The sequence below is a fragment of the Pseudonocardia sp. Cha107L01 genome, from assembly GCF_052566575.1.
In genome coordinates, this window is the sequence record NZ_CP199579.1 from 6,843,677 (window position 1) to 6,870,072 (window position 26,396).

The window sequence follows — 26,396 nt, forward strand, 5'->3', positions numbered from 1 at the left end:
GCTCACTCCCACGGTCCGAGGAACGTCTCGCCGCCGAAGACGTCCGGCGGTGCGTCGATGAGCTCGGGCCACCGGGCGGCGCCGCCGGACACCAGCTCGGGCTCCGCGCCGGCGGGCACGATCTGACGCTGGTGGTAGTAGAGCTGCACCAGGTTGCCGTCGGGGTCGCGCAGGTGGGTCACGTAGTCGAAGCCGGCCAGCAGCTCGGCGGGGACCTCGACCTCGGTGGCCCCGCGCTCGACGAGGAACGCCACCGCGGCCCGCAGCTGCCGGTAGTTGGCCACCCGGAAGCCCAGCGCCATGGAGTCCGCGCGCTCCGGAGCGCCGAGCGCGGCGCGCAGGCCGGTCTCGTAGAGGGCGAGGCCGTGGTGCTCCGAGCCGGTGTGCAGCAGGGCGCCGCGGTGCCCGTCCCACCCGACGCGGCCGCGTACGGAGAACCCGAGCATCTGACGGTAGAACTCCACGGTGGCGTCGAGGTCGTCGACGTACAGGCTGACCGGCCCGATCCCGACGACCTTGAACGGCCGGGACATCAGGATCCCGTCGACCGCGTACTCCCGAGCCTGCGCCGCGACCGCGCGGTGGCCGCCCGCGATGTCCACGCCGCTCCCCTGGGCGGCCCGGATCTCCGCCGCCTCGGACGGCATCGGCAGCGCCGGCGCCTCACCGAGGACCCCGGACCACATCTCCCGGGGCTTGCTCAGCCCGTCCCAGCCGATCTGCTCCATGCCGTAGAACAGCTCGTTGATGTGGCCCTCGGGGTCGAACAGGTAGGTGTGCCAGTTCGAGCCCGGCATGTCCCGCCCGGAGCGCAGCAGCCGGCCGCCCTGACCCCAGATCCAGTCGGCGCCCTCGACGACCTCGGCGAGGCTGCCGACCTGCCAGGTGATCTGGTTGATGGAGGCGCCGGCCGTGCCGTTGTCGCGGCCCACCCAGTCCCACACCGGCGCCGCGATCAGCACGAACTGGTGGTGGTCGCTGCCGAACCGGGTGAAGTGCAGCAGCCGCTCGTTGGCACTCAGCCGGTCCCGCTGCTCGGCGGGCAGCCGGGCGGGCATCGTCGGCGACTGGTCGGAGACGATCAGCCCGAGCCCGTCGACGTAGAAGTCCAACATCGCGTCGGTGTCCAGGCAGTTGTAGCCGAAGTGACCGAGTCGGCGGATCTTGAACGGGCGGTCCAGCCGTACCCCGCCGACGTCGAAGGGACCGGCCGCCGGGGCCCGGACCGCTGTACTCGCGTCGATCTCGGTCTGGTCGGTGGTCATCTCAGTCCGCCTCTCGCTCGACCGGGTTGCGCAGCAGGCCGACGCCCTCGACCTCCACCTCGACGACGTCACCGCCGGTCAGGAACACCTGCGGGTTCAGCCGGGTGCCGACGCCGCCGGGCGTGCCGGTCACCACCACGTCGCCGGGCCGCAGCTCGCACACCGTGGACAGGTAGGCGATCTGCTCCGGGATACTGAAGATCATCTCGTCGATCTTGGCCTGTTGCATGACCTTGCCGTTCAGCCGCGTGGTGAGCTGTCGGGTCCCGATGTCGGGCACCTCGTCGGCTGTCGTGAGCCAGGGTCCGAACGCGCCGGTCGCGGTGAAGTTCTTGCCCGGGGTGATCTGCGGCCGTGACCAGTCGCGGACCGAGCCGTCGTTGAAACAGGAGTAGCCGGCGACGTGCCGGAACGCCTCCTCCGCCGGGACGCGGTGCGCCCGGGTCCCGATGACCAGCGCGAGCTCACCCTCGTAGTCGAGCCGGTCGGACACCCTCGGCGCGATGATGGGCTCCCGGTGACCGCACAGGCTGGCCGCCACCCGCAGGAAGAACGCCGGGCGGGTGGGTGGCTCCCAGTTCCCCTCGCTCACGTGCGTGGGGTAGTTCAGCGCAGCACACCACACCGCGTGCGGCGTGCCGATCGGCGGCAGGAACCGGACCTCGTCGGGAGGGCGCCGGGTGCGCGCGCCGCCGAGGCCGGAACGGACGGCCGCCGTGAGCACTTCCAGCGCGCGCGGGCCGAGTTCCAGCAGCTCCCGCAGGACGCGCGGCGCGGCGGGCGCGAGCTCGGCGAGGTCGACGATCATGCCGTCCTCAGCTTCGACGGCCAGGGTCGGTCCCGCTCCGGCGTCGATGGAGGCGATCCTCATGTCGGGGTCCCTTCGGGCGTCAGGAGGTTCATGGTCGGTTCGCCTCTCAGGAGATCGAGCAGGTCCGCTCCCCTGAGCCGCCGGTCCTCGGCGGTGCGGTGGCAGGCCACCGCATGCCCGTCGGGGTCGGCGCGCAGCGGGGGTTTCCGGACGGCGCAGACGGGTTGGGCCAGCGGGCAGCGCGGATGGAACGCGCAGCCGGACGGCGGGGTGATCGGCGACGGTGGGTCGCCACGCAGCACGATGCGCCTCTTGGCGCCTCGGTCGAGCGGGTCCGGCGCCGGCGAGGCCGACACGAGTGCGGCGGTGTACGGGTGGCCGTAGCGTTGCGCCACGGTCTCGGCACCGCCGACCTCCACGATCGACCCCAGGTACATGACCGCTATCCGGTCGCTGACCGCCTCCACGACGCCCAGGTCGTGCGAGACGAACAGGTACGCCAGACCGGTCTCCACCTGCAGCTCGCGCAGCAGGCCAAGCACCCTGGCCCGGGTCGACACGTCCAGCGCGGACACCGGCTCGTCGCAGAACACCAGCTTCGGGCGGGTCACCAGGGCCCGGGCGATGACGATGCGCTGGCGCTGCCCGCCGGAGAATCCGCGCGGGCGGCGGGTGAGCACGTCGGGTTCGAGCCCGACCCGGCGCAGCGCCTCGACCACCCGGTCGCGCTGGTCGGCCGGGCTGGTGCCGCCGGCGATCCGCAGTGGCTCGCCGACCAGCCGCTCGACGGTCCACCGGGGATCGAGCGAGGTGTAGGGGTCCTGGAAGATGACCGTCATCCGCTGGCGCTCCCGGCGCAGGTCACGGCCGTCGGCGCCGAGCAGGTCCCGGCCGTCGAACTCGATCGTCCCCCGGTCCGGCTCGATCAGCCGAAGGGCAACCCGGCCCAGGGTGGACTTGCCGGAACCCGACTCGCCGACGATGCCGAGGGTCTCCCCCGCGGCGATATCCAGGCTCACGTCGTTGACGGCGTGCACGACGTCGAGGCGCCGGCCGAGCAGCGCGCGGCGGGTGGTGAATGTCCGGCTCACTCCGCGCAGCGACAGCAGCGCAGTGGTGGCGTTCACGACCCCACCCCCGGCAGGGCCAGCTCGGCGACCCGGGCGCAGCGCGCCGACCGGCCGCCGCCGAGCTCGCGCAGCGGCGGCGGGGCGGCCGTGCACAGTAGGTCCCGGACGTGGGTGCAGCGCGGGGCGAACCGGCAGCCGGCGGCGAAGTGGCCTGGTCGGGGCGGGGCGCCGGGGATACCGAGCAGCTCCAGCGGTCGGCCCACCCGGGGCAGCCCGGCGAGCAGCCGCTCGGTGTAGGGGTGGCGCGGACGGTGGAACAGATCCGCGGTCTCGGCGTGCTCGACGATCTGCCCCGCGTACATGACCGACACCCGGTCGCACAGCTCGGCGACCACGCCGAGGTCGTGGGTGGTGATGATCGTCGCCATGCCGAGGGTCTCGGTGAGCTCGCGGATCAGCTCGATGATCTGGGCCTGGGTGGTCGCGTCCAGCGCCGTGGTGGGCTCGTCGGCGATCAGCAGCCTCGGTTCGCCCGCGATCGCCATCGCGATCATGATGCGTTGCCGCATGCCGCCGCTGAACTGGTGCGGGTACTGGTCGGCGCGGCGGCCCGGGTCACCGATGCCCACCAGCGACAGCAGCTCGAGTGCCCTGGTCCGCGCGCCTCGGCGACCGGCACCGGTGTGCCGGCGGACCACCGAGGCGATCTGCTGCCCGGCGGTGAATGCCGGGTCCAGCGACGTCATCGGGTCCTGGAAGATCATGCCGATCTCGTTGCCCCGGACCGCACGCATCTCGTCCTCGGACAGCTCGAGCAGCTCGCGCCCGCCCAGCCGGATCGAGCCGCTCTCGACCGTCAGCCGCCGCCGGTCGAGCAGGCGCATGACCGCGAGGCAGGTCAGCGACTTGCCCGAGGCCGACTCGCCAACCAGCCCTAACGTGCTCCGGGCCGGCACCCGCAGGTCGACCCCGGTGACCACCGGGACCCGCCGCCCGTCCCCGACCAGCGTCACGACGAGGTTCTCGATGGTGAGCGCGGGCTCCTGCCCGGTATCCGGTTCGGATGCGGGCGGGGCCGGCTCCAGGACTCGTCCGGTCACGTCACCATCTCCCTTCGCCGGCGGTCGCGTCCCGGAATGCGTCGCTGACCAGCGTGATCGCCAGGACCAGGACGACGATCACGAGGCCCGGCTCGACGGCGAGCTGTGGCGCGGTGTTGAGCAGGTTGGCGGCCTGGGTGAGCATGCTGCCAAGGCTGGCGTGGGGCGGTTGCACGCCGAGGCCGAGAAAGCTCAGCGCGGCCTCGGCGAGGATTCCGAACGCGAGCGTGGTGGAGATCTGCACGATCACCGCCGACCCGACGTTGCCCAGCACGTGGCTGCCCAGGATGCGCGCGGTCCGGCCGCCCATCGAGCGGCTGGCCTCGATGTAGGTCTCGCGGGCCACGCTCATGGTCGCCGCCCGGGCGACCCGGAAGAAGGTCGGGGAGAACACCACACCGATCGACACCATCGCCGGGATCAGGTCCCGCCCGAGCACGGCGACCACCGCGATGGCGAAGATCAGCGGTGGGATGCTCTGCAGCGCGTCGAAGGCCCGGCTCAGCACACCGTCCAGGCGGCCGCCGGTGAACCCGGCGAGCAAGCCGAGCGGGAGCCCGCAGACCAGGCCGACCACGGTGGCCACCAGCGCGGCACCCAGCGAGACACCGGCCGCCCCGGCCAGCCGGACCAGCTGGTCGCGGCCGAGCTCGTCGGAGCCGAGGGGATGGCGCAGGCTCGGCCCCTGCAGCCGCTCGCGCAGCGCCTGGGCCAACGGGTCCCGCCAGGGCGCCAGCGCAGCGACCACCGAGACCAGTACGAGCACGACCAGCACCGCGAGCGCGGCGACGGCGACCCGGTTGCGCAGCACCGTGCGGAGCACGCCCTCATCGGCGGCCGTGGTCCGGGCGCCGGTGTCGGGTGCGGCGGTGTCGCACTGCGTGTCGATGCTCATGAGTCCCTCGTCCGGGGCGCGAGGGCGTAACAACCGAGGTCGGCCAGCAGGTTGGCCGCCATCACCACCGTCGCGGTGATCAGCACAACCCCGAGCACCACCGGAAGGTCCGAGCTCAGCGCCGCCTGCACGGCCGTCGAGCCGAGCCCGTGCATACCGAACACTGACTCCACGACGGCGGCGACGCCGATCATCCGGCCCAGCTGCAGGCCGAGCAGGGCCACCGAGGGGACCAGGGCGTTCTTGGCCAGGTGGGTCCACAGCAGACGCCGCTCGGACTCGCCGGCGGCCCGGGCGGTGCGGATGAAGTCGTGCTCGGCGACCTCGGCCGCCGAGGCGCGGGTCATCCGGAGCAGGGCGCAGATCTGCGGCAGGCTCAGCGCGATCACCGGGAGCACCAGGCCACGCACGTCGGCGACGATGTCCGGCCCGAACGTCGTGGTGCCGGTACCGGGCAGCAGGTGCAGCTTCTCGCTCAGCAGCAGCACCAACATCAGGCCGACCCAGAACTCCGGCACGGCCAGCCCGATCCCGGCCACCGCGCGGACGGCGCGGTCCGCGCGGCCGCCGGCGCGCAGGCCGGTGTAGAGGCCGAGCGGTAGGGCGACCGCGGCGCTGAGCAGCAGGGACGGGAGCACCAGGGCGAGGGTCACCGGCAGGCCCTGGACGATCTTGATGGTGACCGGCTGGTTGCCGAACCACGACGTGCCCAGGCTGCCGTGCCCCAGGCCGACCAGCCAGTCCCAGAAGCGGACCAGCAGCGGCGCGTTCAGGCCCAGCTGCTGGCGGAGCCCGGCGACCGCGGCCGGAGTGGCCCCGTCGCCGAGGATGGCCCTGGCCGGGTCGGTCGGCGACACCGCGGTCAGGGCGAACACCGCGAAGCTGACCAGCAGCAGCAGGGGCACGGCGATCGCGATCCGTCGTATCACGATCCGGGTCATCCGCTCACCTCCTCGGGTGCGGTGGGTTGCTTTCGGTCGGCGGGTCGCTCGGTGGCCGTCACGGGACCGCCGCGCCCGGGACCGTCGCCCCGCGCACGTCGAGGGTCAGCGGATCGCGCGCGCCGATCCCGGTGACACCCCGCGCGGTGGCGAACTGCAGGTCCTGGTTGAGCACGACGACGTTGAAGTCGGTGGCCTGGTAGGCGGCCGACGCGCGGCGGTAGGCCGCCCGGCGGTCCGCCGGCGTGAGCGCGGAGCCGGCCGCGCGCAGTGCCGCGTCGAAGGCCGGGTCGCGGTAGCCACCGGGGTTGTAGGCCGGTGCGGTCATCTGGGCCAGCGGGATCGCCGGGTCGGCCCCGCCCGAGTTGACCGTGTAGTAGGCCTGGCCGGTGCCGTCGTCGAGGGCGGGCAGCAGCTGGGCCACCGGCCGGGCGTTGATCGAGATCCGGATCCCGGCGTCGGCCACCATCTGTTGCAGCGCGGTCAGCTCGGTCAACAGCTGGGTGCCGGCCGAGGACACCACCACCGGGACGTCGATACCGCCGGGGTGGCCGGCCTCGGCGAGCAGCTCCCTGGCCGCCGTCGCATCCGGTGCCGGCGGTGCCGAGGCGGTGTCATACGCCCAGGACCTCGGTGGGACCGGTTGGGCGGTGGGCACGCACCGGCCGTAGAGCAGCGCATCGCACAGGAGCTGCCGGTCCACCGCGAGCGACAGCGCACGGCGGACCCGGGGATCGGCGAAGACTCCGGTCTTGTTCAGGTAGAACAGGTGCAGGTAGGTCGTCGAGGCGGTCCGCACGGGGAGCCCGTTGGTGGACAGCGTGGTGCCGTCGGTGGGCGATCCGGTGAGCAGCACCGCGTGCGCGACGCCGCCGCTGAGCCCGGGCACGAAGGTGGACTCCGCGCCGACCCGGATGTGGATCGTGTCGACCCGCGCCACCGACGGGTCCCAGTACCCGGCGAACCGGGTGTAGACCATGTCGTTGCCCGGGACCGAGTCGGGTGAGACCTGCCACGGCCCGGTGCCGACCGGCGCGGTCGCGGCATTGCTCCGGGCCCAGGAGGCGGGGCTGGCCATCATGCCGGCGGGGCCGGCCAGGAATCCCAGCAGCGCTCCCCCGCCCCCGTTCAGGTGCAGCACGACCGTCGACGGGTTCGGAGCGTCGATCGTGGTGATCGACGCGAGCTGGCCGGCAACCACCGACTTCTGGGTGGTCTTGCCGCGCTCGAGGTTCCGCTTCACGGCGTCGGCGTCGAACGGGCTGTCGTCGTGGAAGTGCACCCCGCCGCGCAGGGTCAACGTCAACGACGTGCCGTCCGGGGAGAGCACCCAGGCCGTGGCGAGCCCCGGCGTGGTGGCGCCGTCGGGCGTGCTGCCCAGCAGCGTGTCGAACACCGGCATGAGGAACTGGGTGCTCGACGGCGAGGCGTTGGTCTGCGGGTCGTAGTTCTGCCCGCCGTCGGCCGGCACCAGGATCGTCAGCGAGCTATCCCCGGCCTCGGTACCGGGACCCGGGGCGCCGCACCCGGCCGCCACAGCGAGCGCGGCCAGCAGCGCGAGCACCGCGCGGCCCGGCGGGAGAATCCGCACCTTCGTCACCTCCGGTCACGGCCCGCCGGAAGGGTTGACGACCGGTCCGGCGATGGCACCTATCGAACAGATTAATCATGTTTAATAGGGGCCCGCAAGACCTCGGTGCCACGAGGTCGCAAAAAGGGTCGGTCAGGCCCCGCGCTGCTCGGCGATGGTGGCGAGCACGCGCCGCCGGGAGATCTCTGCCAGCGCCTGGGTCAGAGCCGTCGGCAGGCTGCGGTCCTTCGGAGGGAACCAGCTGTGCGCGGTGTGCACGGTCAGCGGGTTGGCGGGTCCCTCGGCGGCGCCCATCAGGATCCGGCTGACGAACAGGGCGCCCAGGGTTGCACTGAGCAGCACCGGGACCTGGGCGAGCGCGCAGAGCGCGGCGAGCACCACGAACACCCACCTGCTCCGCACCCGGTTCGCCAGCAGACCAACCAGGACGGCCGAGTCGTTGAACAGCACGTAGAAGCTGCTGCTGGCGAGCCCGTACTCGGAGTTGCTCGGCGCCAGCTCGGTCATGATCGGCACGGCCGCGAGTCCGAGCACGAGGTCGGGGACGGATCGGCAGTATCGTGAACGTCCGTCGTTCGACAAGTCAATATACTTTCGAAAATGCTCACGATGGTCATACACTCTGCTACGGGAAGGAGGCCCAGTGACGCGCACGGACGAGGTGTACGGACGGCTGCGGGCCGACATCCTCGGCGGCCGGCTGGTGCCGGGCCAGCGGCTCAAGTTCGGCGAGCTGCGCGAGGGCTACTCCACCAACATGGGCGCGACCCGGGAGGCCCTCACCCGGCTCGTGGGCGAGGGACTGGTGGACGTCACCCCGCACCAGGGCTACCGGGTGGTGTCGCTGTCCCACCGGGATCTGGCCGATCTCACCGTCGCCAGGATCGAGATCGAGACCCGGCTGCTGACGCTCTCGCTCCGGGACGGCGACATGGCCTGGGAAGCCCGTTTGGTGGCCGCCTACCACGTCCTCGAACACACCCCGCTGATCGGGCCGGACGACCCCGACCGCCCGTCCGACGCCTGGAACGCGGCGCACAAGGCGTTCCACGAAGCGCTCATCGGCGGCTGCCCCAACCGCCGACTCACCGCGATCGCCCGCTCGCTCCGCGAGGAGGGTGAGCTGTACCGGCAGTGGTCGATCTCCCTCGGCGGCCGATCCCGCGACCGCGCCCCCGACGACCACCGCGAGCTCCTGGAGCCGGCCCTCGCCAGAGACGCCCAGGTCGCCGCCGACCGGCTCGGCGCGCACATCGCCCACACCGCCGACCTGCTGATCCGCTGCGCGACCGACGAGCCAACACCAGGCGCGTTGCAACACCTATCCGCCGAAAGGCCGTCGTGACCCAACGACTCCCCCGGCTCACCGAGCCCGAACTGGACGACGAGCAGCTCGACCTTTACCAAGTCATCACGTCAGGTCCGCGCGCCACCGGGCCACAACTGGTCGAGCTACAGGATGCGCACGGCGCTCTGAACGGTCCCTTCGGCGTGATGCTGCACGCTCCCTCGATCGGTGGGCCTCTGCAGGAGCTGGGGGCTGCCGTGCGCTTCCGGACGCGGATGACCGACCGCACCCGGGAGATCGCGATCCTCACCGTCGCCACCGCCACCGGCAGCGAGTTCGAACGTTATGCGCACGAACTGATCGGCCAGGCCGCCGGACTCACCGAGCCGGAACTTGCCGCGCTCCGCGCCGGGAACTTCACCTCGACCGACCCGACGGAGACCACGGCATATGCCGTGTGCCGCAGACTGCTGGACGTCGACCCCCGCGAGCCGTGGCGCGACGAGGAGTACGAGGCGGCGGCGGACGCACTCGGCCACGACGGCCTGATCGAGCTGACCGTGCTGGTCGGCTACTACCGCACCCTCGCCCAGCTGATGCAGGTCTTCGCGATCGGAGCACCGGGCACCTCCTAGCGCGGGCCCGGCCGCACGAAGCGCATTGGCCAGGCCCAACACAGCCCGGCGAACCCCTGCCGGCGCCGGGCGCACCGCGTCAAGCTGGATCGCCGTCGCACGCATCACCTCCGCCAACTGGCCCGCGCTCCGCCCGTCCAACCCGGCTCGCCGCGGCGAGCCCGGACCTGCTGCGTTCACTGGTCCAGCAGTCCTCGGTGGGTTCGAGTCCCTTCGGGCGCACAGTCCTCACGGCCCCGGCCGCACGCGCGGTCGTGGGCGGCGTCGTCTCGGGACACGATCGGATGATCTAGGGCGCGCGGCGTGTGCCCGGTGCCTACGCTGCTGCCCCGGACGTTGCTCGTCACGTCGACGACCTGCTGTTCCGGACCCAGGGAAGAGAGTCTCGACATGACGACCTCCGGAGTCGGAGCGCGGCCGGACGACGCGCGTCCCGGCGTGCTGTCCCGGCATCCGCTGGTGTTCTTCTTCCTCATCGCGTTCGCCGGCGCGTGGCTGCTGGAGCTGCCAGTCGTGCTCTCCCGAACCGGCATCGGCCTCCTGCCGTACACGCTCCCCCGGGTCGTTGTGGTCCTGGCGATCGCGGCCGCGACGTTCACCGGCCCGATGTTGTCGGCGTTCGTCATGGCTCGGGCGACCGAGGGCCGGGAGGGCCCGAAGCGCCTGCTGCGCCGGTACGTGCAGTGGCGCGTCAAGCTTCGGTGGTACCTGTTCGTCCTGCTGGTCATCCCGGCCAGCGAGGTGCTCGGCGCGATCGTGCTGCCCGGAGTCCTGGGTTCGTACCAGCCGGTGACGCTCGGGCTGGTGCTCGGTTACCCGTTGGCGTTCGTCTCGACGTTCGTCCTCGGCGGGCCGTTGGGCGAGGAGCCCGGCTGGCGCGGCTTCGCGCTGCCCCGCCTGCAGGCGGCGTGCGGGCCGCTGGGCGGCGGCGCCCTCCTGGGCGTGCTGTGGGCCTTCTGGCACTTCCCCCTGTTCTGGAGCGGGGTGTGGACGCCGCCCACCGTGCCGAACATCGTCATGTTCACCGTGATGATCACCCTGCTGACCATCGTCATGACATGGGTGTTCAACAACGCCGAGGGCAGCCTGCTGATCACCATGCTCATGCACGCGTCGTTCAACACATTCGCGAACAAGGTCGTGGCGCCGCTCTTCCCCGCCCCGTTGCTCAATGACTATGGCCTGCTGCCGGAACTGGTCGGGTTCGGTGCGGTGGCGGTCATCGTCGTAGCGGCGACACGGGGCCGGCTAAGCCTCCACGACGAGCGGCGGTCGCAGGAGTCGGATCCGGCCGCCCTGCCGCGCTAAACGTCTGGCCTCTACCAATGCTCGGGGCTTTCCCCGGGGACCTCCTGCCTCGGGCGTCGAGCGGCCGGGGTACTCGTCGTTGGTGTGCGCTGTCAGCGATGGGACGCAGGTCAGTGCCGCGACCGGTTCGGCGGCGGGTTGGTGGGGTCGGTGACCAGGCCGGGTGACGCCCAGACCGTCAGCCCATCCACACCGGGGAGGGGCGGTCGTCGCTGGACATGGCCGGGCACCTCCGTTCGGTTCCGCGTCCCGTCCTGTTGTGGCGTGGTGCGGGACACGGTACGGCCTCGGAAGTGGATCTACCAGCGCCTGAAAGGAGTGCTCAGGGATGGTATTTGGTCTTGAGCATCATCTTGGAGTCCGCTTCGAATCGGGCGGCCTCGGTGGCCAGCTGCCGCTGCCCGTCGACTTCCGACTCGGGGCTTTTCGCCGCCGCGGTATCGGGCGTGCGACCCGGTCGACGAGCAACGAGTGGGAGTCGTGGCCGGTGCCTCGGTCGGTCAGCCCAGTGGGGCCGGCCTGTCGTCGAGCCGCTCAGACGTACCCGCCGAACGGGGTGTCGTGGCTGCGGCCTGGGCTGCTTCTTTCGCGAACGCCCGTGCTTCGGCGTTGGAATTGTAGTCGGCGATCTCCCGCAGCAGTGCGCGACGGATCTTCGATTGCTGGGACAGGGCAACCGCGAAGACCGTCAGCAGGAGCCACATCGTGACGCTGCTGAGCACTACGAAGATCACCGGGATGACCACCCCGCCCAGCCTCGACGCCACTTCCTGGGCCGCGAACACCCGCCAGATCAGCATCAGGTTCACCAGGTAGCCGATCACGTAGGACACCACGAAGGCGATGCTGAACTGTTTGAGCGTGCCGGACTGTCTGCGGTTCTTGATCGGCTCGTCGCGTATCGGTAGGAGGACCGACAGGACGTTGCCGACACCTAGCCACAGCACGATGAAGCAGATCATCAGCGCGCACGCCTTGAAGAACGCGCCCAGGTCACCGGCCCGCCAGGCGAGCAAGCCGCTGAGCAGGAAGCCGAGCGGTGCGACCAGGCTGGCCAGCGCCAGGTTTTTGATCACTAGCAGGTGCCACAGCCGGACGCCGCTGTCGAGAGCGGCACGGACCCGCATGGCGTCAAAGCTCATCGCGTTCAGGCACACCGCGCCGCCCATCACTACCGAGATCACCCACAGACCGAGGTAGGGCAGCCACCTCTGCTTCGCGTCCCAATCGAACACTCGGAGGAAGCCCAGGTACAGGAGACCAAGGGCCAGACTGATGGCCAGGCTCTTCACCACCGTGCGGGGCTTGCGAGTCAGGATGTACTCGATCTCGCCGCGCAACCCATGGGCCAGCGCCGGTCCGTGCCGACTCACCGCGTTGCGACCCCGCAACGGGATGTGCCCATCAACCACCGCAGCCTCAGGCTCGGCCTCGCCTGCGTCGATGCGTGCGAGGCGGGCGTTGAGGACCGCGAGATGAGCTTCCTGTAGCGCCAGCCGTGCCACGGTCACAGCGGCAACGGCGTCGGCCTCGACGCGGGCGGCGTCGGCGTGGCTGACCCGCTCGGGTTCGGAACCCGTCCTGGAGCCAGTTGATGTGCCTCGGGCGTTGCCTCCAGACCCGTCGTCCGGCACGGACGCCATACCCGCAGCGGCGGCGGGTTCCCTCAGGGCGTCGGGGTCGCCGTCGAGGAAGGCATCCCGCAGGCGGGCCCGTCTGCCGGTCAACGCGGCCGCCTTGGGCGATCGCCGCTCCAGGTCGCGATGCTCGTCGATCGACCGCCGAACCCGCTGGCTCAGCGTTTCGACGTCGGAGCGTTCCTTCCACTTCGACGCGAGCGCGGCCCGCTCCGCCGCGGCTGCACATTCGACGAGCTCGGTAAGATCATCAACGGCGGACATGGCAACTCCTGCTGCTGGGTACCACCTGCCCGCGTTCGACTCCAGGTGCCTCCGCGAGCCAGGGCCGGGCAAGGACGTTCCGTTCGTTCAGCGGCGTCAAGGGCCCACAGACTCCGGAACGATGCCCGGTCCGCCCCCACTGTCCTCCCGGCCCCGGTGGCTGCATATCACCCGAGACGGACTACTGGAACGGACTACTGGGCCATCGACCGCGGACGTCGCAGGATGGAAGCACCACCGGTCGAGCACGTCTCCTGGGACGACACCATGGCCTACCGCCCATGGAGAGCGGCAACCCGTCGATGTCAGCGGAGTCGGACACGCCGACCGCGGTCGGCCGGTCGGCCAGCCCTTCTCGGGTCCACCTCGCTCACCCCCGACGCGCCCGCTCCGCGGTGTGCGGTGGGTTCGACGCGACACCTCGCCCCATGCTCGATTGGTGATCATGCGGCGGTTGCCGTCGCGAAGCTGCGTCCAGGTGCTCACCCGTTGCGGGTGAGGTGGAGTGCCGTTGCTCCGGTCGATACTCGTGCCGATCGCGGGCGTGTGGCGCTTCGGTGCGAGTTCGACGCCCTTGGTGCGAACAGCGGGGGTCGGATGACGGACGCACGAGGTACCCGGGCGAGCGCGCTGCGACGGGGCCATCCGGCGGCGCCGCCAGCGGTGCGGACACCGAGCTCGGGTACGCCACGTATTGAGCGGTGAGTCCGGTTAGGCGCTCGTTGACTGCGTGATCGCCTGCTCTCGGCAACAACATGGCGCGTTGTCGTTCTGGGGCGTCAATTCGGGCCCGACAAGGTCGCGGTCCACGTGAGGAGATTGAGATGTCGTTGAACCCCCAAGAGAGCTTGCCGTTCCCGCCGACTCCGTCCGCGAGCGTCGCGGGCAGAACCATGCAGGAATCGGTTTATGAGCAGCGCGTCCAGCCGCGACGCCTGCCCGACGATGCCCCGAATATCCTGATTGTGCTGATCGATGACGCGGGCCCAGGCCTTCCGACTACCTACGGCGGCGAAGTCCGAACCGACACGTTGACCCGGATCCACAACGAGGGCATCGGCTACAACCGCTTCCACACGACCGCGATGTGCTCCCCCACCCGGGGCTCGCTGCTGACCGGGCGCAACCATCACCGCATCGGCAACGGCCAGATCGCGGAGTTGGCCAATGACTGGGACGGCTACGCGGGGGAGATCCCGAAGAGCAGCGCGCTGGGCGCCGAGGTCCTCAAGGACTACGGCTACGCCACGGCCGCGTTCGGCAAGTGGCACAACACCCCCGCGGCCGAGACGACCGCCGCCGGTCCGTTCCACAACTGGCCGTCCGAGATCGGCTTCGAGTACTTCTACGGCTTCCTCGCCGGCGAGGCGTCGCAGTACGAGCCCAACCTGGTGCGGAACACCACGGTCGTGCTGCCGCCCAAGACCCCGGAGGAGGGCTACCACCTCAGTGAGGATCTCGCCGATGACGCAATCGGCTGGCTGCGCAAGCACAAGGCCCTCAGACCTGACAAGCCCTTCTACATGTACTGGGCCAGCGGATGCCTGCACGGTCCGCACCATGTGTTGAAGGAGTGGGCCGACAAGTACGCCGGGAAGTTCGACGACGGCTGGGACACCTACCGGGAGCGGGTGTTCCACCGCGCCAAGGAGATGGGGTGGATCCCGCCGGAGACCCAGCTGACACCGCGGGACCCGAGAATGGCGGCGTGGGAGGACATCCCCGAGCAGGAGCGCCCGTTCCAGCGGCGGCTGATGGAGGTCGCCGCGGGCTACGGCGAGCACGTGGACGTCCAGGTCGGTCGGCTCATCGACGAGGTGGAGCGTCTCGGCTACGCGGACAACACCCTGGTGTTCTACATCTGGGGCGACAACGGCTCCTCAGGCGAGGGCCAGAACGGCACCATCAGCGAGATGCTCGCCCAGAACGGCATCCCGACGACCGTCGACCAGCACCTCCGGGCGCTGGAGGAGCTCGGCGGTCTCGATGTCCTGGGCTCAGCCAAGGTCGACAACATGTACCACGCCGGCTGGGCCTGGGCCGGCAGCACCCCGTACAAGGGCATCAAACTGCTGGCCTCACACCTGGGTGGGACACGCAACCCGATGGCCGTGCGCTGGCCGGCGAGGATCACACCGGATAAGACCCCGCGCCCGCAGTTCCACCACTGCAACGACATCGTCCCGACGATCTACGAGCTGCTGGGCATCACCCCGCCGCGGGTGGTAAACGGCGTCCCACAGGACCGGATCGACGGCGTGAGCATGGCCTACACCTTCGACGACCCCAACGCGGCCGGACGCCTGCTCACCCAGTACTTCGAGATCATGGGCAGTCGCTCTATTTATCACGACGGCTGGATGGCCTCGGCCTTCGGCCCGCGCGCCCCGTGGGTTCCCGGCGCACCGGCGGGAATCAGGGACTGGACGCCGGATCAGGACGTCTGGGAGTTGTACAACCTCGACGAGGACTGGGCGCAGGCCCACGACCTCGCCGGCGAGCAGCCGGACAAGCTCGCGCAGATGAAGGAGACGTTCTCCATCGAGGCGGCCCGCAACAGCGTCTACCCCGTCGGCGGCGGCCTGTGGGTCCCCCTGTTGCATCCTGAACTGCGGGTCTCGACCCCGTACCGGGAGTGGAACTTCACTGGCGACATCACCCGCATGCCCGAGGTCTGTGCCCCCTCGCTCGGCACTCGCGCCAACCGGGTGACCATCGACCTGGACATTCCCCACGATGCCCACGGCGTGCTCTACGCCCTGGGAGGCGCCGCCGGCGGTCTGACCTGCTACATCGACGACGGCTTCCTCTGCTACGAGTACAACTTCTTCATCCTGCAACGGACGAAGATCCGCTCCGAGCAACGGCTGCCGGTCGGGCAGACGATCATCCAGGTCGAGACGACGCCCGCCGAGCTGAAGCCGGCTGGTCCGCTCGACATTTCCATGACCGTCAAGGGCGAGGCCTACGGGTCGGGCCAAGTACCAATGAGCGCCCCGCTGTTCTTCACCGCCAACGACTGCCTCGACATCGGCACCTGCCTGGGCGCACCGGTGTCCCTGGACTACTACGACAGGGCACCCTTCCCGTTCAACGGTTACATCAACAACGTCAACGTCCGCTACACACGGTAGCCATCGATCGGTTGAGGGTGTCTTTCTCGGGCGCCCTCAACCGGTTGTGGCCACCACCTGCGCCGCGAGCCGGAAGCCGATGTTGCCGGCGCTGCTGTCCGGGGTGTTCGCGCTCCGCGCGGCGCACCGGTAGCGCCAGCAGTAGGACTCGTGGCACAGGTAAGACCCGCCGCGCATGTTGCGTTGGCCGGGCCGGGAGGGGCCGAACCGGTCGGCGCACCACTCCCATACGTTGCCCGTCGCGTTGTGCAGGCCGTGGGCGTTCGGGGCGAAGGCGGTGACGGGAGCGGTGCCGATGAAGCCGTCCTCGCCAGTGTCGTGCTCGGGGAAGCGGCCCTGGAAAGCGTTCATGCGGTGCTCGCCGCCCGGGGTCAGCTCGTCGCCCCAGGGGTAGCGAGCTCCCTCCAGGCCGCCCCGGGCCGCGTACTCCCACTCGGCCTCGTCGGGCAGCCGCCCGCCGGCCCACCGGCAGTAGGCGCGGGCGTCCAGCCACGACACGTGCACCACCGGGTGGTCGCCGCGGCCGTCGAGATCGGAGACCCCGCCCTCGGGCCGATACCACGTCGCGCCAAGGACCTGCCGCCACCACGGCGCCGCGGCCACCGCCCTGGTCGGCGGAAAGCTGGCGGGCAGCAGCCCACCGAACACGAATGACCAGCCTTCACGCTCGGCCGTGGTGAGGTACCCGGTCGCGGCGACGAAGGCCGCGAAGTCGTCGTTGCTCACCGCGTGAGCGGCAATTCGGAACGCCTCGACGCGCACCGTGCGCGGAGGGTCCTCGCCGTCGTCACGGTAGCGCCGCTCGGTCGAACCCATCGTGAATACGCCACCGGGCAGCGCCAGCAGCGAGGGACGAGTCGGCTCGGACACGTTGCCGACGGCCCGGCGGTCATCCCGCGCCACAGCGACCTCGCCTCCCCGAGACGCCGCGCCGCAGCACGCGGCCGCGGTGCCCTGCCCGTCGGTCCACACCATCCCCGGATCATTTGTGATGCCGGCCGACGCCGGCATCACCCCCTGAGGGTGAACCTGCCCGCTGAGCCTCCGACGGCGAGCCCGTTTCTGTCTTCGGGTCTGTGCGTGGCGAGCTGGTGTCGCGCAGCGTGCTCCGCCCGGCCGCGGCGCACGAGGTCGGCCGCGGCTGCTCGGACACGTTGCGACATCCCCCGCGTCGGGTGATTTCGGCGAGTGGTCGGTCAGGCGTCCCAACGGCAATTGCTCGCACCGTTGGTAGTCGACAACCAGCTGCCGGGCAGGTGGGTCCCATCTGAATGCGCGTGGCGACGCGCCGACGTCATGGCGGCACGCGCAGGGCTCAGCGCGCGGTCGCGTGGTGACCTCGTCAATCGCCACGATCGGCTCGCGATAGGTCGGCCCGATGATGTTGAGCCTGACGGAGCATCCAGGCCAGGGACCTCGACCATATCGCCCGCCGGAGGTGAGGACGCCGACCCACGCCCCCGGGACAGTGGACCTCGAAGCGGCGCGAGAACCGGGGGCGGGCGGCATGAGCAGCAACGTGGTTGCGCAGCAGACCGAATCGACGGCGGACTCCGACCCCGCCCAGCCCGACCGCCTGGCCCGGCGGCCCCGGTTCCGCGCCGCTCCGCTGACCAGGGGAAGACCATGACCGGAGCACGCGGCACGGGCACGGACCGGTTCTTGATCCGGGATGTGGTGCCGCTGGTCGGTCAGTTGCGCGGCTACTCGAAACGCGCGCTGGGCGGCGACGGCGTGGCGGCGCTCGCCGTCGCGGCCACGCTCGTGCCGCAGGGGCTGGCGTACGGGCAGGTCGCGGGGCTGGCACCGGCCGCTGGCCTCTACACCGTTGTCGGGGCCGCGCTGGTGTTCAGCCTGGTGACCTCGACCCGGTTCGTCGTGGTGGGTCCCTCGTCCACCCTCGCTGTGATGACCTTCGAGGCGGTGCGCGGACCCGCAGCCGGCGACCCCGCTAAGGCCGCCGCGCTCGCGGGGTGCCTGTCCATCTTCGTGGGGTTGCTGTGTGTCGCGTCGCCGCTGCTGCGGATGCAAAGGATCGCCGATCTGCTTTCCGGGCCGGTGATGCTGGGGTACCTGGCCGGCTCGGCCGTGGTGATCTTCGCCGGACAGCTCGGCGTGCTGATCGGTGTGCCGGCCAAAGGCGAGGGAGCCCTAGCCAAGCTGTGGTATGTGATCACCCACCTTGGCCAGGCACATGCGATGACCGCCGTGGTGGGCCTGGGTGCCGTGGCCGCGCTCCTGCTGCTCAAGCGCCACCTGACCCGCCTACCGGGATCGCTCGTGGTCCTCGCCGCGGCGGTGGTTGCCTCGGCAGTGTTCCACCTCGCCGGGCGTGGCGTGGTCGTGGTGGGCGCGGTCACCGGTGGCCTGCCCGTGCCGGGAATCCCTGCCGTGAGCGGCGCTGAGGCTTTGGCACTGTTCCCGGCCGCGGGCGGGCTCGCCCTGATCGCGATCGTCGAGACCGTGACCGCCATCCGCAAGACCGCGGATCCCGGCGCGGGGCCCCTCTCGCTCACCCGGGAGTCCGCTGCCCTCGGCGCGGCCAGCGTTGCGTCCGGGGTCCTGGGCGGCTTCGCGCCGATGGGGAACGCCTCCAAAGGACTCTCCGCCCGCGGCGCCGGCGCCCATTCGCAGCTGTTCCAGCTAGGAACCGTGGCCATCGTCCTGTTCGTCCTGGTCACCGGCGGACCGATCATTGCGATGTTGCCGCTCGCGGCGCTCGCCGCCACAATCGTCGCCGGCGTGCCCCGGCTCATCGACGTGCAGGGATTCCTGCGGTTGTGGCGGGGCTGGCGCGCGGAGGCTGGCATCGCGTTGGTCACCGCCGCCTGCGTGGTTGTGCTGGGCGTCCTGCACGGCGTGCTGGTCGCGGTGTTGCTCGCCGCCGGTCAGATGCTCTACCGGACCGCACACCCTCACGACGCCGTACTCGCCGTCACCAGTCCCGACGAACCGGCGCACGAGGTCGACGAACACGAGCTTCCCCGCACCGACGTGCTGATCTACCGAGTCGACGCGCCGTTGTTTTTCGCGAACATCGGACGCGTCACCGACCGGATCCGCATCCTGGCGGCGGCCTGTGGACCCAATCTCCGATACCTGATCCTGGACATGGAGTCGGTGTTCTATCTGGATGCGAGCGCCGCCGACAAAATAGCCGAACTCACCCTGGAGCTGCGTGAGCGCGGCTGCGGAGTGCTACTCGCCCGCGTCCGGAAGCCGGTGTTGGCGCCGCTACAGGCCAATCCGTACCACGGGGGCGCAACGCGTGACCTGCCCACCTTCCCCAGCGTCCGCCAGGCCTACACCCACGCCCACGAGAAACTGCAAGCCCGGCGTGAAGATGGTGGAAAGAATGCGCAATCAGCCGCCCCGGGGCCGATGGAGTAGCTGCGACCGAAAACCGCGTCGTTCGGCCCAGGTCAGCGCGCGATGCGCCCGCAACGAGCAGAGTTGACGGATACCTCGCCGCCATCACCCGAATGAGGGTGAACTATGAATCGTTGGTTCCCCGGGATCTCGCCGTCGTACCAAAGCACGGCCGAGCTCAGCGTCCGTGGGGCCCCGGATCCCACGTGCCCGAAACCCGAGTAGCAGTCTCGAGTGCCGACTCAACGCGTGACCGGAGCTTTGCCGCTCTGTCGCCGAGCGCGGTGTCATCAGTGCTGTACCTCAACTGTCAGCGCTGTCTGCTCGCAACGAGCCTGCACCAGGCGCGCTCAGCGAGCCGCCGCCCGTCGCGACGGCGCCGCTCGGTATCTCGTGCAGCGATATGACCCGCAGTCCCATCGTCTGGCACTGCGCCAGGAGGTCGTGCAGGTGAGCGTCGTCCGCGACCTGCCCGTAGATGATCGACTGTGGTGGCACCGGGATGACTTGCATGTCCGGGAAGGCGAAGCAGGCCCGTTCGGACATCCGCCCGGCCACCCGCAGCTCATATCGCATCATGTTGATGATCACCCTTCCCCCGCGCTGCTGGACCTCAACACCCGGCGGGTCCGGGCCGGACTACCGTGGCCCCCGTGCCGGGGCGCCGGCATCACCTCGTTCGGATGACCGTGGGAGCAGTCACCGTCGCGGAGGCCCCACGGAGCAGAACGATGACTTGCCCCTGCCCCCGGCCCGGGTGTCACCTGGCGAGAGTGAGCCGGCCCCGCCACCTGGGTTGTGTGTGGGGCGGGACCTCACGGCCGTCGTTGCGCTGGCCGCGCGCCAGCGGCAGCGTTGTTCAGGCAGTACTGGCACGGCGCTGTCCGTGGGCCTATCCGGACCGGCTGACCTGCCTGATCCCCGGAGGTGCCCAGCTGCCGTCGAGGACCTGGGGCTTCGGCCAGTACAGGCGAGCTGTCAGGTTGAACGGCCCGGCCGGCGCCGGCAGCCAGTTCGACTCCTTGTCCGGGCCCGGGCTGGCGTGCTGGACGTACAGATCGAGCGAGCCGTCACGGTTGTAGGTGAGCGGATCACGGTCACCGATGGCGAAACGATCGAGGCGGTTGGACACCTGGAAGCCCTCGTTGTCATAGAGGGTGACCGACCAGAAGGCGTTGATGGGCGGCAACTCGGAGTGCTCGAAACGCAGGACGTAGTCGTTCGTCCCATCCAGCGGCCGACCCTCACCGTCGACTGGCACCATCGGGTACACGGCGTCCTCGGTCTGGTTCGCGCCGAGCCCGACCTGCGCGATGATGGCCCGCTTGAGGTAGTAGTTGCCGTAGACGCCCATCGTGTCGGTGTTCAACTGCCAACCGTTCACCACCCGTGCCAACGTCGGCAGCTTCGCGTTCATCGCCGCCAAGGCCGCCGCCGGAGCATCCAGGAGCGCCTTGTGGACCACCGAGTCCGCCTTGTCCAGCTCGAAGCTCCGGCCGACCTCGAGACCGAGGCGCCGCATGCGGGCTATGACGGCGTGGTCGGTGACGTGCGGCGGGTGCACCTTCAACAGCTCAGCCGCGTAGGTGAGGTAATCCGGGCCCTGCATCTGGTTGACCTGCAGCAGCGGCGGGGTGTGCATGTCGACTCTCGGGTCGATTTCGAACGGTTTCGGCTGCGCCGGTTCACCGGACGCCGACAGCGGTGTCAGCTCCAGCCCGTCCTGGAATGCGTGCACCGCCCCGTAGTCGGCCGGCCCATTCGTCTGGGTGCGCCCGATCATCCAGACGTAGGGCGTCGGCGCGTCGATCCGGGCCACCCCCTCCGCAAGCACCCCGGTCCAACCCGGAGCCACCAGGGCGAACTGGCCCGCCCCGGTTCCGGTGGTGCGTGCGCCGGGGCAGGCGAACACGTCGGTCCACATGTCCATGAGGGGCAGTAGGTAGTACCGGCCGGCGGAATCCGGCACCGAGAGCAGGGCAGGGCCTTCGGTGAGGTCGAACCACGCTATCGAGTACAGCGTGTCAAAGTTCGGACGCACCACGTCTCGGAACTCCGCCGGCGGGAAGGTTCGCAGATTGGTGATCGTCATCATGGGGTCGCGGCCAGTGACCTGCCCGGGTTCGACATTCGTTGCCTGCCGGCGTGTGACGTCCATCATCACCAGCGGGTAAAGGTAGATGTACGCCTCGATTGCAAGTTCTCGGGACTCTTGCTCATCCAACGGCGTCGACGCGCCCATTATCTTCCCTTCGTCATGTCCCATCGCCCCTCAGCTCGCGGACGCGCTTGACGTGACTCGGCAGAACTTTTGGGTAGCTCAGGATCCTTATGGTCGATTTCCCTTATTCGACGCTGGGCACCTCATACCAAGAAGAATGAAGGAGGCCGGTTATTTGAGTTGCGGTAGGTCGTGATGTAGCGCAGGTGTGGATCGCGGCTAGACGCTTGGCCGAGCGCTGGCAGTTTCCGCGGGCCCCGCGGCGCGGAGATGACCTTGCTTCTGAGGTCGTCTTGGCTGGTAGTAACACCCGCCGGGGAGTCTTTCGAACCTGGCAGGCATCCCCGTCTGCGATCATTGACCGCAGGGGCCCGCCTGGCGCTGGACGCTAGAAGTGGACGTCCTGCCCGCCCTTGCTTCCGCCCACGCAGTGCCACTCCCTGGGGTTGTCTCGGTCGCGGACCACGTATCCGCCGCCGTCATGGCATTGGGCCGGGTAGACCCACGCCGGCTCAGGCTGTACCGGGCGCAACGAGGTGGAGGCCCACGCCGGGCCGCCGGCCATTCCGAGGGCGCACATCGCAGCGACCAGCGGCAACGCTGCCCGGCTTGCTGCCCGAATTCCGTCCATGTCAACAATCTCCTCTCGGGCTCCCGTCTCCAATCGGGTTCGGCGTACGGGAGGCGATTCTTAGTCGGCCCTGGCTGGGCTCGCGAAACGAGCAGCCAGGCCATGCAATGCTCAACCGCGGTCACGGGCTCCACACCACCCGAGACGGGTGATTCCGTCTGGGCGGCCCGCACCCCGCTGAGACCGACGATGCCCGCGACCCCGCGCCGGCTTCCACCGGCTGGTGTCGGACAAGCGGTTGGACTATGACCTGGTCAAATCGCGGCCGTGGCGGGTTGATCGACCGAATATGACGATCAACCTTCCATGCCGGTGACCGGTCCGGCGGGCAATCATCCGCAGCGGGTGGTGCCAAGGGCGTCCCGCTCGACCAGGGTCCGACTCGGCTCGACATCGCGGGGCCCAGAGCGCCGTGAGGTTCGGAGGAGGCGGATGACCCACAAGCGCTTCGAGATCCGGGTGCGTGGCCCGCTCTCCGAGGACGCCCGAAACGCCTTGTACGGCCTCACCGTCGTCGATGCGCCTCCGGAGACGATCATCATTGGCGAAGTGGTGGACGAATCCCACCTGCACGGGGTGCTCGCGCTGGTCCGGTTGCTGGACCTGCACCTGATCTCCATGCAGGAGATACCGGATTGAGGACTGGTGGTGGGTACGGACGTAGCGACCGCCCGGGGCCAGGACATGGCCCGACCTGGTGTGGCACACCGTTCCGAGATCGGTGAGGACAGCTCGCCGGTATGGGAGGGAATTCGGTATCGGCTCGGAGGAGCACGGCAGCCTGACTACCTCCCCTCGAGGGCCCGACCCCGAGCGCACACCCGTGGAATCGGAGCGCACCCGTGGAATCCTGAGCGGACGTTGGATGCAGGGGTGCGCGGAGGTGCACTTCACCCGGTCAGGGTGATGCCCGTTCCGATCACGCCGTGGTCGTTTCGTCTCAACCGGCTGCTCAGCCTGGAGATCCGCCAGGCCCCTTGCCGCGACCTGCTGACCGCGGCCCGGGTCCGGCCCGGTGATCAACCAAGTGCTCACCTCCGTGCGGAGGTGAGGACGCGGGGGTCGCTACCTTCCCGGCATCCGAACCCGGCTCACCCCGATCAGTAGTCTTGTTATCCTCCCCGCACATTGGACTCTGCTTTCTGGAAAGAGCACATCTCGACCTTGCAAAATGCTTCTGCTGTCTGGTCGCTACCAGTAATGCTGCCGACCCGGCGCATTATTCAATCGACCTTGCTCATCTCGGCGACGTCACTCGAAGCATCATCGAAGTGATGGACACGGTCACTGAGAACCTCTAAGGTAAGCCGGCAGGCACGGCTACCCCGGACCCTGGTGGGTGGGCTGGCGAGAACGTCCTCGTCATCCGCATTCGTTTCCTGAACGCGGATGGCAAATGCTTCATGCCGACGCGCATTGGCGCGATTTATTTGGCCCGAACGGGCTAACCGAGGTTGAGCGCCATGCCGTTCATTTCGCAGGCGAAGATCGCTGTGCCACGGCTTCCACCGGAATTCGTTGTGCGTCCGGCGCTTCGGGCGGACCTCTACGCCGCTGCCGCAGCGGACGTCGCGTTGGTCTGTGCCCCCGCTGGATACGGCAAGACGCTGCTTCTTGCGGATTGGGCGCTCAGCAGCACCGCGGCAGACGTTGCCTGGGTGGGGCTGGACCGCGACGACAACGACCCGAAGCGGCTGTGGGCGTCCGTGGTTGCCGCCGTCGCTGCCTGCCCGTCCGTGCCCGCGGATAGCCGCCTGCACGCCCAGTGGATCTGGCGGCCCGACGCCCAACCGGAGTTCCTCGCCGAGCTCGCACTCGCCCTGCAGCGGCTGCCCCAGCCGATCAGGTTGATTCTCGACGACGTGCACGAACTCATCGATGCGGAGGCTCTGCACGGCGTCCAGATCCTCATGCGCAACCACCCCGCCGCTGTGCAGCTCGTCCTGTCCAGCCGCGTCGATCCGCCGCTGTCCCTCCCCCGGCTGCGTCTTGCCGGCCGGCTGTGGGAGCTACGCGCCGAACGGATGCGGTTTTCCCCGGCGGATGCGGCGAGCCTGCTCCAGCGGTCCGGCCTTCATCTCACGCCCGCGCAGGTCGAGACGCTGCACCAGCGCACCGGCGGTTGGGCGGCGGGCCTGCGGCTGGCCGCGCTCGCTGTGGCCAAGACCGCCGACCGTGATGGCTTCCTCGCCCACTTCTCCGGTGATGAGCGGTCGGTGGCCGACTACCTCGTCGAAGAGATCATCTCGCGACTGCCACAGGACATCCAGCGGTTCCTGCGGGTGATTAGCATTAGCGACCCCGTGCCGTCCGGGCTCGCCGCGGAGCTATCGAGTCGGGAGGACGCCGGGAGCGTGCTCGACGGGCTCGAATCCCAGACCTCACTCGTCTCGACCACCGGACCGCCACGCGACACCTACCACATCCAGGAGCTCCTGCGAACCTACCTGCTCGCCGACCTGCAGCGCCACGGCCCGAAGCAGGCGGCCGACTTGCACACCAGGGCGGCGCGGTGGTGGGTAGGCCAGGATTTGCCGATCCGCGCCCTGGACCACGCTGTCCGCAGCGGCAGCACTGAGCTGCTGGCAGACCTGCTGCGCCGATTCGCCGTGCCGCTGATCCTCAACGGGGACCACGGTCCGCTTCGCCGCGCGCTCTGCAGCATCGGCGCCCAGGCCACGGCGTCCGACCCGTGGTTGGCGCTGACCTCGGCCCTTACCCACCTCCAGGCCGGTGATGTGCTGGCGGCCCAGGCTGACCTGCGCCAAGCACAGAGGTATCGGCCGAGCCAGGACCCCGCCGATCTCGCCGTGCTGCGGGCGGTGGCCGAGCAATTCGCCGCCGCACCGTTCGGTGAGAGCGCGTCCGCGGCGACGGGTATCGGTGAGTTGCCGACCGAACCCCAGTTGGAGGCGCTCGCCCGGTTGAGCCGGGGCAGCGCGCTTCTGGTTGAGCATGATGACCGGGCCGGGGCGCGTGCGGATCTCGAGGCCGCCCTGGTGTTGGCCCGCCGGCACGGCTTCGACTACCTGAGGATGCAGTGCCTCGTGCTGCTGGGCGTCATCGCGGGTGTCTCCGGCGACCTACGCACCATGCGGGCGATGAGCACCGAGGCCGTCGCGGCGGTAGCGAATCACGGCTGGGAAGCCACGATGGAGTCCGTGGCCGCGGCCGCGATGCTCGCCTACACCGCACTGCTGCGCGGCGAGGCCCGTGACGCCGAACACCTCTCGGCGGAAGGCCTCGCGCTCGGGCCGGGGGTGTCGTCGCCACCTCTGCGGTTCGCCCTGCGGATGGTGCACGGCGCGGCCGCCTTCGACCGCGGCGACCGAGTGGGCGGGCTGGCCGAGCTGCAGCAGGCGCGGGCGGAGATCGGCGATTCCCGCACGCCGGTGGAGCAGGCCGCGGTGGCCGCTGTGCTCGAGTTCCGCGCGGCCCTGCTGCTCAGGCACACCACGGCGGCCCGCACGGTGCACCGTTGGCTGGCCGAGCGCACCGACCACAACGCCGAGTTGCTGCTCATGCGGGCCTTCACCGAGGCGGCCTGCGGCACGCACGGCCAAGCCCGGGCCATCGTGCGCCCCGTCCTTGACGGATCCATACCGGCGCTGCTCCCGCACACCCTGGTCGAGGCCCTTCTGCTGGAGACCGCGCTCGCGCTTGCCGCCGGCGATCAGCCTGCCGCCCGCCGCGCCCTGCAGGCCGCGCTGGCCACCGCCGAGCCGATTGACGCGCTGCGACCGTTCTCCCAGGCCGGACCGAGCGTCCATGCGCTGCTCGCACTGCAGCACGGCAGTTTCGGCGGCACGGACCACTTCGCGCAGCGCGCGCTGGCCGCGGAGGCAGGTAGCGAGGAGCGATTGACGATGTTGAGCCAGCGGGAGCTCACCGTGCTCCGCCTGCTGCCGTCGCTGCTGTCGCTGCACGAGATCGCCGCCGACCTGACCGTCTCGGTGAACACGGTAAAGAGTCACGTGCGGTCGATCTACACGAAACTCGGCGTCAGTAACCGCCGGATGGCCGTTGTCTCCGCCCACGAGCGCGGCCTCCTCGCAAGCAGCACGCGGCCCGGCCAACCGCTGGCTACACGTCCGGAACGACCCGCGTCGGCTAATACTGCAACGGCAGTTATGTGAGTGCGTAGCCTCGTCGGCGGTAGTGGCTGTGGCGGGCTTGGTGTTGTCGTCTTCGTCGCCAGGAGGACCAGTGCCAGATGTGCTCGACTGCGTGGGTGTG

Annotated in this window: 19 protein-coding genes; 7 read left to right on the forward strand and 12 right to left on the reverse strand. The window is 69.9% G+C overall.

Annotated features, from left to right (window positions below; translation table 11 throughout):
* Window positions 1-2: 2 nt before the first annotated feature.
* The 8 genes from ACTXG6_RS32220 to ACTXG6_RS32255 all read right to left on the reverse strand — a co-directional run bounded on the left by ACTXG6_RS32220 (window position 3) and on the right by ACTXG6_RS32255 (window position 8,360).
* Window positions 3-1,265, reverse strand: a complete 1,263-nt coding sequence (locus tag ACTXG6_RS32220) for a VOC family protein (protein ID WP_445183180.1) — start codon at window positions 1,263-1,265, stop codon at window positions 3-5.
* 1 nt (window position 1,266) lies between these two features.
* Window positions 1,267-2,136, reverse strand: coding sequence for a fumarylacetoacetate hydrolase family protein (locus ACTXG6_RS32225; protein ID WP_445183181.1), 870 nt, complete (start codon window positions 2,134-2,136; stop codon window positions 1,267-1,269).
* Complete coding sequence (locus ACTXG6_RS32230; protein ID WP_445183182.1) at window positions 2,133-3,203, reverse strand: ABC transporter ATP-binding protein; 1,071 nt, start codon at window positions 3,201-3,203, stop codon at window positions 2,133-2,135. The genes ACTXG6_RS32225 and ACTXG6_RS32230 overlap by 4 nt, the downstream gene beginning before the upstream one ends.
* On the reverse strand, window positions 3,200-4,246 hold the full coding sequence (locus ACTXG6_RS32235; RefSeq protein ID WP_445183183.1) for an ABC transporter ATP-binding protein: 1,047 nt from the start codon (window positions 4,244-4,246) through the stop codon (window positions 3,200-3,202). The genes ACTXG6_RS32230 and ACTXG6_RS32235 overlap by 4 nt, the downstream gene beginning before the upstream one ends.
* 1 nt (window position 4,247) lies before the next feature.
* Window positions 4,248-5,141, reverse strand: a complete 894-nt coding sequence (locus ACTXG6_RS32240; protein WP_445183184.1) for an ABC transporter permease — start codon at window positions 5,139-5,141, stop codon at window positions 4,248-4,250.
* Complete coding sequence (locus tag ACTXG6_RS32245) at window positions 5,138-6,082, reverse strand: ABC transporter permease (protein ID WP_445183185.1); 945 nt, start codon at window positions 6,080-6,082, stop codon at window positions 5,138-5,140. The genes ACTXG6_RS32240 and ACTXG6_RS32245 overlap by 4 nt, the downstream gene beginning before the upstream one ends.
* Window positions 6,083-6,140: 58 nt before the next feature.
* Window positions 6,141-7,673: an ABC transporter substrate-binding protein gene (locus ACTXG6_RS32250; protein ID WP_445183186.1), complete on the reverse strand. Its 1,533-nt coding sequence runs from the start codon at window positions 7,671-7,673 to the stop codon at window positions 6,141-6,143.
* A gap of 132 nt (window positions 7,674-7,805) precedes the next feature.
* Window positions 7,806-8,360: an MFS transporter gene (locus tag ACTXG6_RS32255; protein ID WP_445183187.1), complete on the reverse strand. Its 555-nt coding sequence runs from the start codon at window positions 8,358-8,360 to the stop codon at window positions 7,806-7,808.
* Between ACTXG6_RS32255 and ACTXG6_RS32260 the strand changes: the two genes are divergently transcribed.
* The 3 genes from ACTXG6_RS32260 (at window position 8,317) to ACTXG6_RS32270 (ending at window position 10,904) form a co-directional block, all read left to right on the forward strand.
* On the forward strand, window positions 8,317-9,018 hold the full coding sequence (locus ACTXG6_RS32260; protein WP_445183188.1) for a GntR family transcriptional regulator: 702 nt from the start codon (window positions 8,317-8,319) through the stop codon (window positions 9,016-9,018). The genes ACTXG6_RS32255 and ACTXG6_RS32260 overlap by 44 nt on opposite strands.
* Window positions 9,015-9,596, forward strand: coding sequence for a carboxymuconolactone decarboxylase family protein (locus ACTXG6_RS32265; RefSeq protein WP_445183189.1), 582 nt, complete (start codon window positions 9,015-9,017; stop codon window positions 9,594-9,596). The genes ACTXG6_RS32260 and ACTXG6_RS32265 overlap by 4 nt, the downstream gene beginning before the upstream one ends.
* Window positions 9,597-9,986: 390 nt before the next feature.
* On the forward strand, window positions 9,987-10,904 hold the full coding sequence (locus tag ACTXG6_RS32270; RefSeq protein ID WP_445183190.1) for a CPBP family intramembrane glutamic endopeptidase: 918 nt from the start codon (window positions 9,987-9,989) through the stop codon (window positions 10,902-10,904).
* A 500-nt stretch (window positions 10,905-11,404) separates the two neighbouring features.
* Here the strand turns inward: ACTXG6_RS32270 and ACTXG6_RS32275 are convergent, their stop codons facing one another.
* A complete protein-coding gene (locus ACTXG6_RS32275; protein ID WP_445183191.1) occupies window positions 11,405-12,805 on the reverse strand; it encodes a hypothetical protein in 1,401 nt (466 codons plus the stop codon).
* Between the two features lie 893 nt (window positions 12,806-13,698).
* Here ACTXG6_RS32275 and ACTXG6_RS32280 point away from each other — a divergent pair.
* Window positions 13,699-15,939, forward strand: coding sequence for an arylsulfatase (locus ACTXG6_RS32280; protein WP_445183192.1), 2,241 nt, complete (start codon window positions 13,699-13,701; stop codon window positions 15,937-15,939).
* A gap of 36 nt (window positions 15,940-15,975) precedes the next feature.
* On the opposite strand, the gene ACTXG6_RS32285 is transcribed toward ACTXG6_RS32280, so the two are convergent.
* On the reverse strand, window positions 15,976-16,914 hold the full coding sequence (locus tag ACTXG6_RS32285) for a formylglycine-generating enzyme family protein (RefSeq protein ID WP_445183193.1): 939 nt from the start codon (window positions 16,912-16,914) through the stop codon (window positions 15,976-15,978).
* Window positions 16,915-17,565: 651 nt separating this feature from the next.
* Here ACTXG6_RS32285 and ACTXG6_RS32290 point away from each other — a divergent pair.
* Window positions 17,566-19,329: a SulP family inorganic anion transporter gene (locus ACTXG6_RS32290; protein WP_445183194.1), complete on the forward strand. Its 1,764-nt coding sequence runs from the start codon at window positions 17,566-17,568 to the stop codon at window positions 19,327-19,329.
* Window positions 19,330-19,611: 282 nt separating this feature from the next.
* Here ACTXG6_RS32290 and ACTXG6_RS32295 read toward each other — a convergent pair whose 3' ends face one another.
* Window positions 19,612-19,887: a hypothetical protein gene (locus ACTXG6_RS32295; RefSeq protein WP_445183195.1), complete on the reverse strand. Its 276-nt coding sequence runs from the start codon at window positions 19,885-19,887 to the stop codon at window positions 19,612-19,614.
* Between the two features lie 313 nt (window positions 19,888-20,200).
* Complete coding sequence (locus tag ACTXG6_RS32300; RefSeq protein WP_445183196.1) at window positions 20,201-21,400, reverse strand: DUF1254 domain-containing protein; 1,200 nt, start codon at window positions 21,398-21,400, stop codon at window positions 20,201-20,203.
* A 1,192-nt stretch (window positions 21,401-22,592) separates the two neighbouring features.
* Here ACTXG6_RS32300 and ACTXG6_RS32305 point away from each other — a divergent pair.
* Window positions 22,593-22,799: a hypothetical protein gene (locus ACTXG6_RS32305; protein WP_445183197.1), complete on the forward strand. Its 207-nt coding sequence runs from the start codon at window positions 22,593-22,595 to the stop codon at window positions 22,797-22,799.
* Window positions 22,800-23,680: 881 nt separating this feature from the next.
* Window positions 23,681-26,296, forward strand: coding sequence for a LuxR C-terminal-related transcriptional regulator (locus tag ACTXG6_RS32310; RefSeq protein WP_445183198.1), 2,616 nt, complete (start codon window positions 23,681-23,683; stop codon window positions 26,294-26,296).
* Window positions 26,297-26,396 lie beyond the last annotated feature (100 nt).

Bases quoted from the DNA above. Each gene is read 5' to 3' on its own strand.
- ACTXG6_RS32255 (WP_445183187.1), bottom strand. From the start codon at position 8,360: ATGTCGGCCCGCAGCCGTCCGTACACCTCGTCCGTGCGCGTCACTGGG.
- ACTXG6_RS32305 (WP_445183197.1), top strand. From the start codon at position 22,593: ATGACCCACAAGCGCTTCGAGATCCGGGTGCGTGGCCCGCTCTCCGAG.
- ACTXG6_RS32280 (WP_445183192.1), top strand. From the start codon at position 13,699: ATGCAGGAATCGGTTTATGAGCAGCGCGTCCAGCCGCGACGCCTGCCC.
- ACTXG6_RS32245 (WP_445183185.1), bottom strand. From the start codon at position 6,082: ATGACCCGGATCGTGATACGACGGATCGCGATCGCCGTGCCCCTGCTG.
- ACTXG6_RS32290 (WP_445183194.1), top strand. From the start codon at position 17,566: ATGACCGGAGCACGCGGCACGGGCACGGACCGGTTCTTGATCCGGGAT.
- ACTXG6_RS32225 (WP_445183181.1), bottom strand. From the start codon at position 2,136: ATGAGGATCGCCTCCATCGACGCCGGAGCGGGACCGACCCTGGCCGTC.
- ACTXG6_RS32270 (WP_445183190.1), top strand. From the start codon at position 9,987: ATGACGACCTCCGGAGTCGGAGCGCGGCCGGACGACGCGCGTCCCGGC.
- ACTXG6_RS32285 (WP_445183193.1), bottom strand. From the start codon at position 16,914: ATGGTGTGGACCGACGGGCAGGGCACCGCGGCCGCGTGCTGCGGCGCG.
- ACTXG6_RS32240 (WP_445183184.1), bottom strand. From the start codon at position 5,141: ATGAGCATCGACACGCAGTGCGACACCGCCGCACCCGACACCGGCGCC.
- ACTXG6_RS32300 (WP_445183196.1), bottom strand. From the start codon at position 21,400: ATGACGATCACCAATCTGCGAACCTTCCCGCCGGCGGAGTTCCGAGAC.
- ACTXG6_RS32275 (WP_445183191.1), bottom strand. From the start codon at position 12,805: ATGTCCGCCGTTGATGATCTTACCGAGCTCGTCGAATGTGCAGCCGCG.
- ACTXG6_RS32220 (WP_445183180.1), bottom strand. From the start codon at position 1,265: ATGACCACCGACCAGACCGAGATCGACGCGAGTACAGCGGTCCGGGCC.
- ACTXG6_RS32295 (WP_445183195.1), bottom strand. From the start codon at position 19,887: ATGATGCGATATGAGCTGCGGGTGGCCGGGCGGATGTCCGAACGGGCC.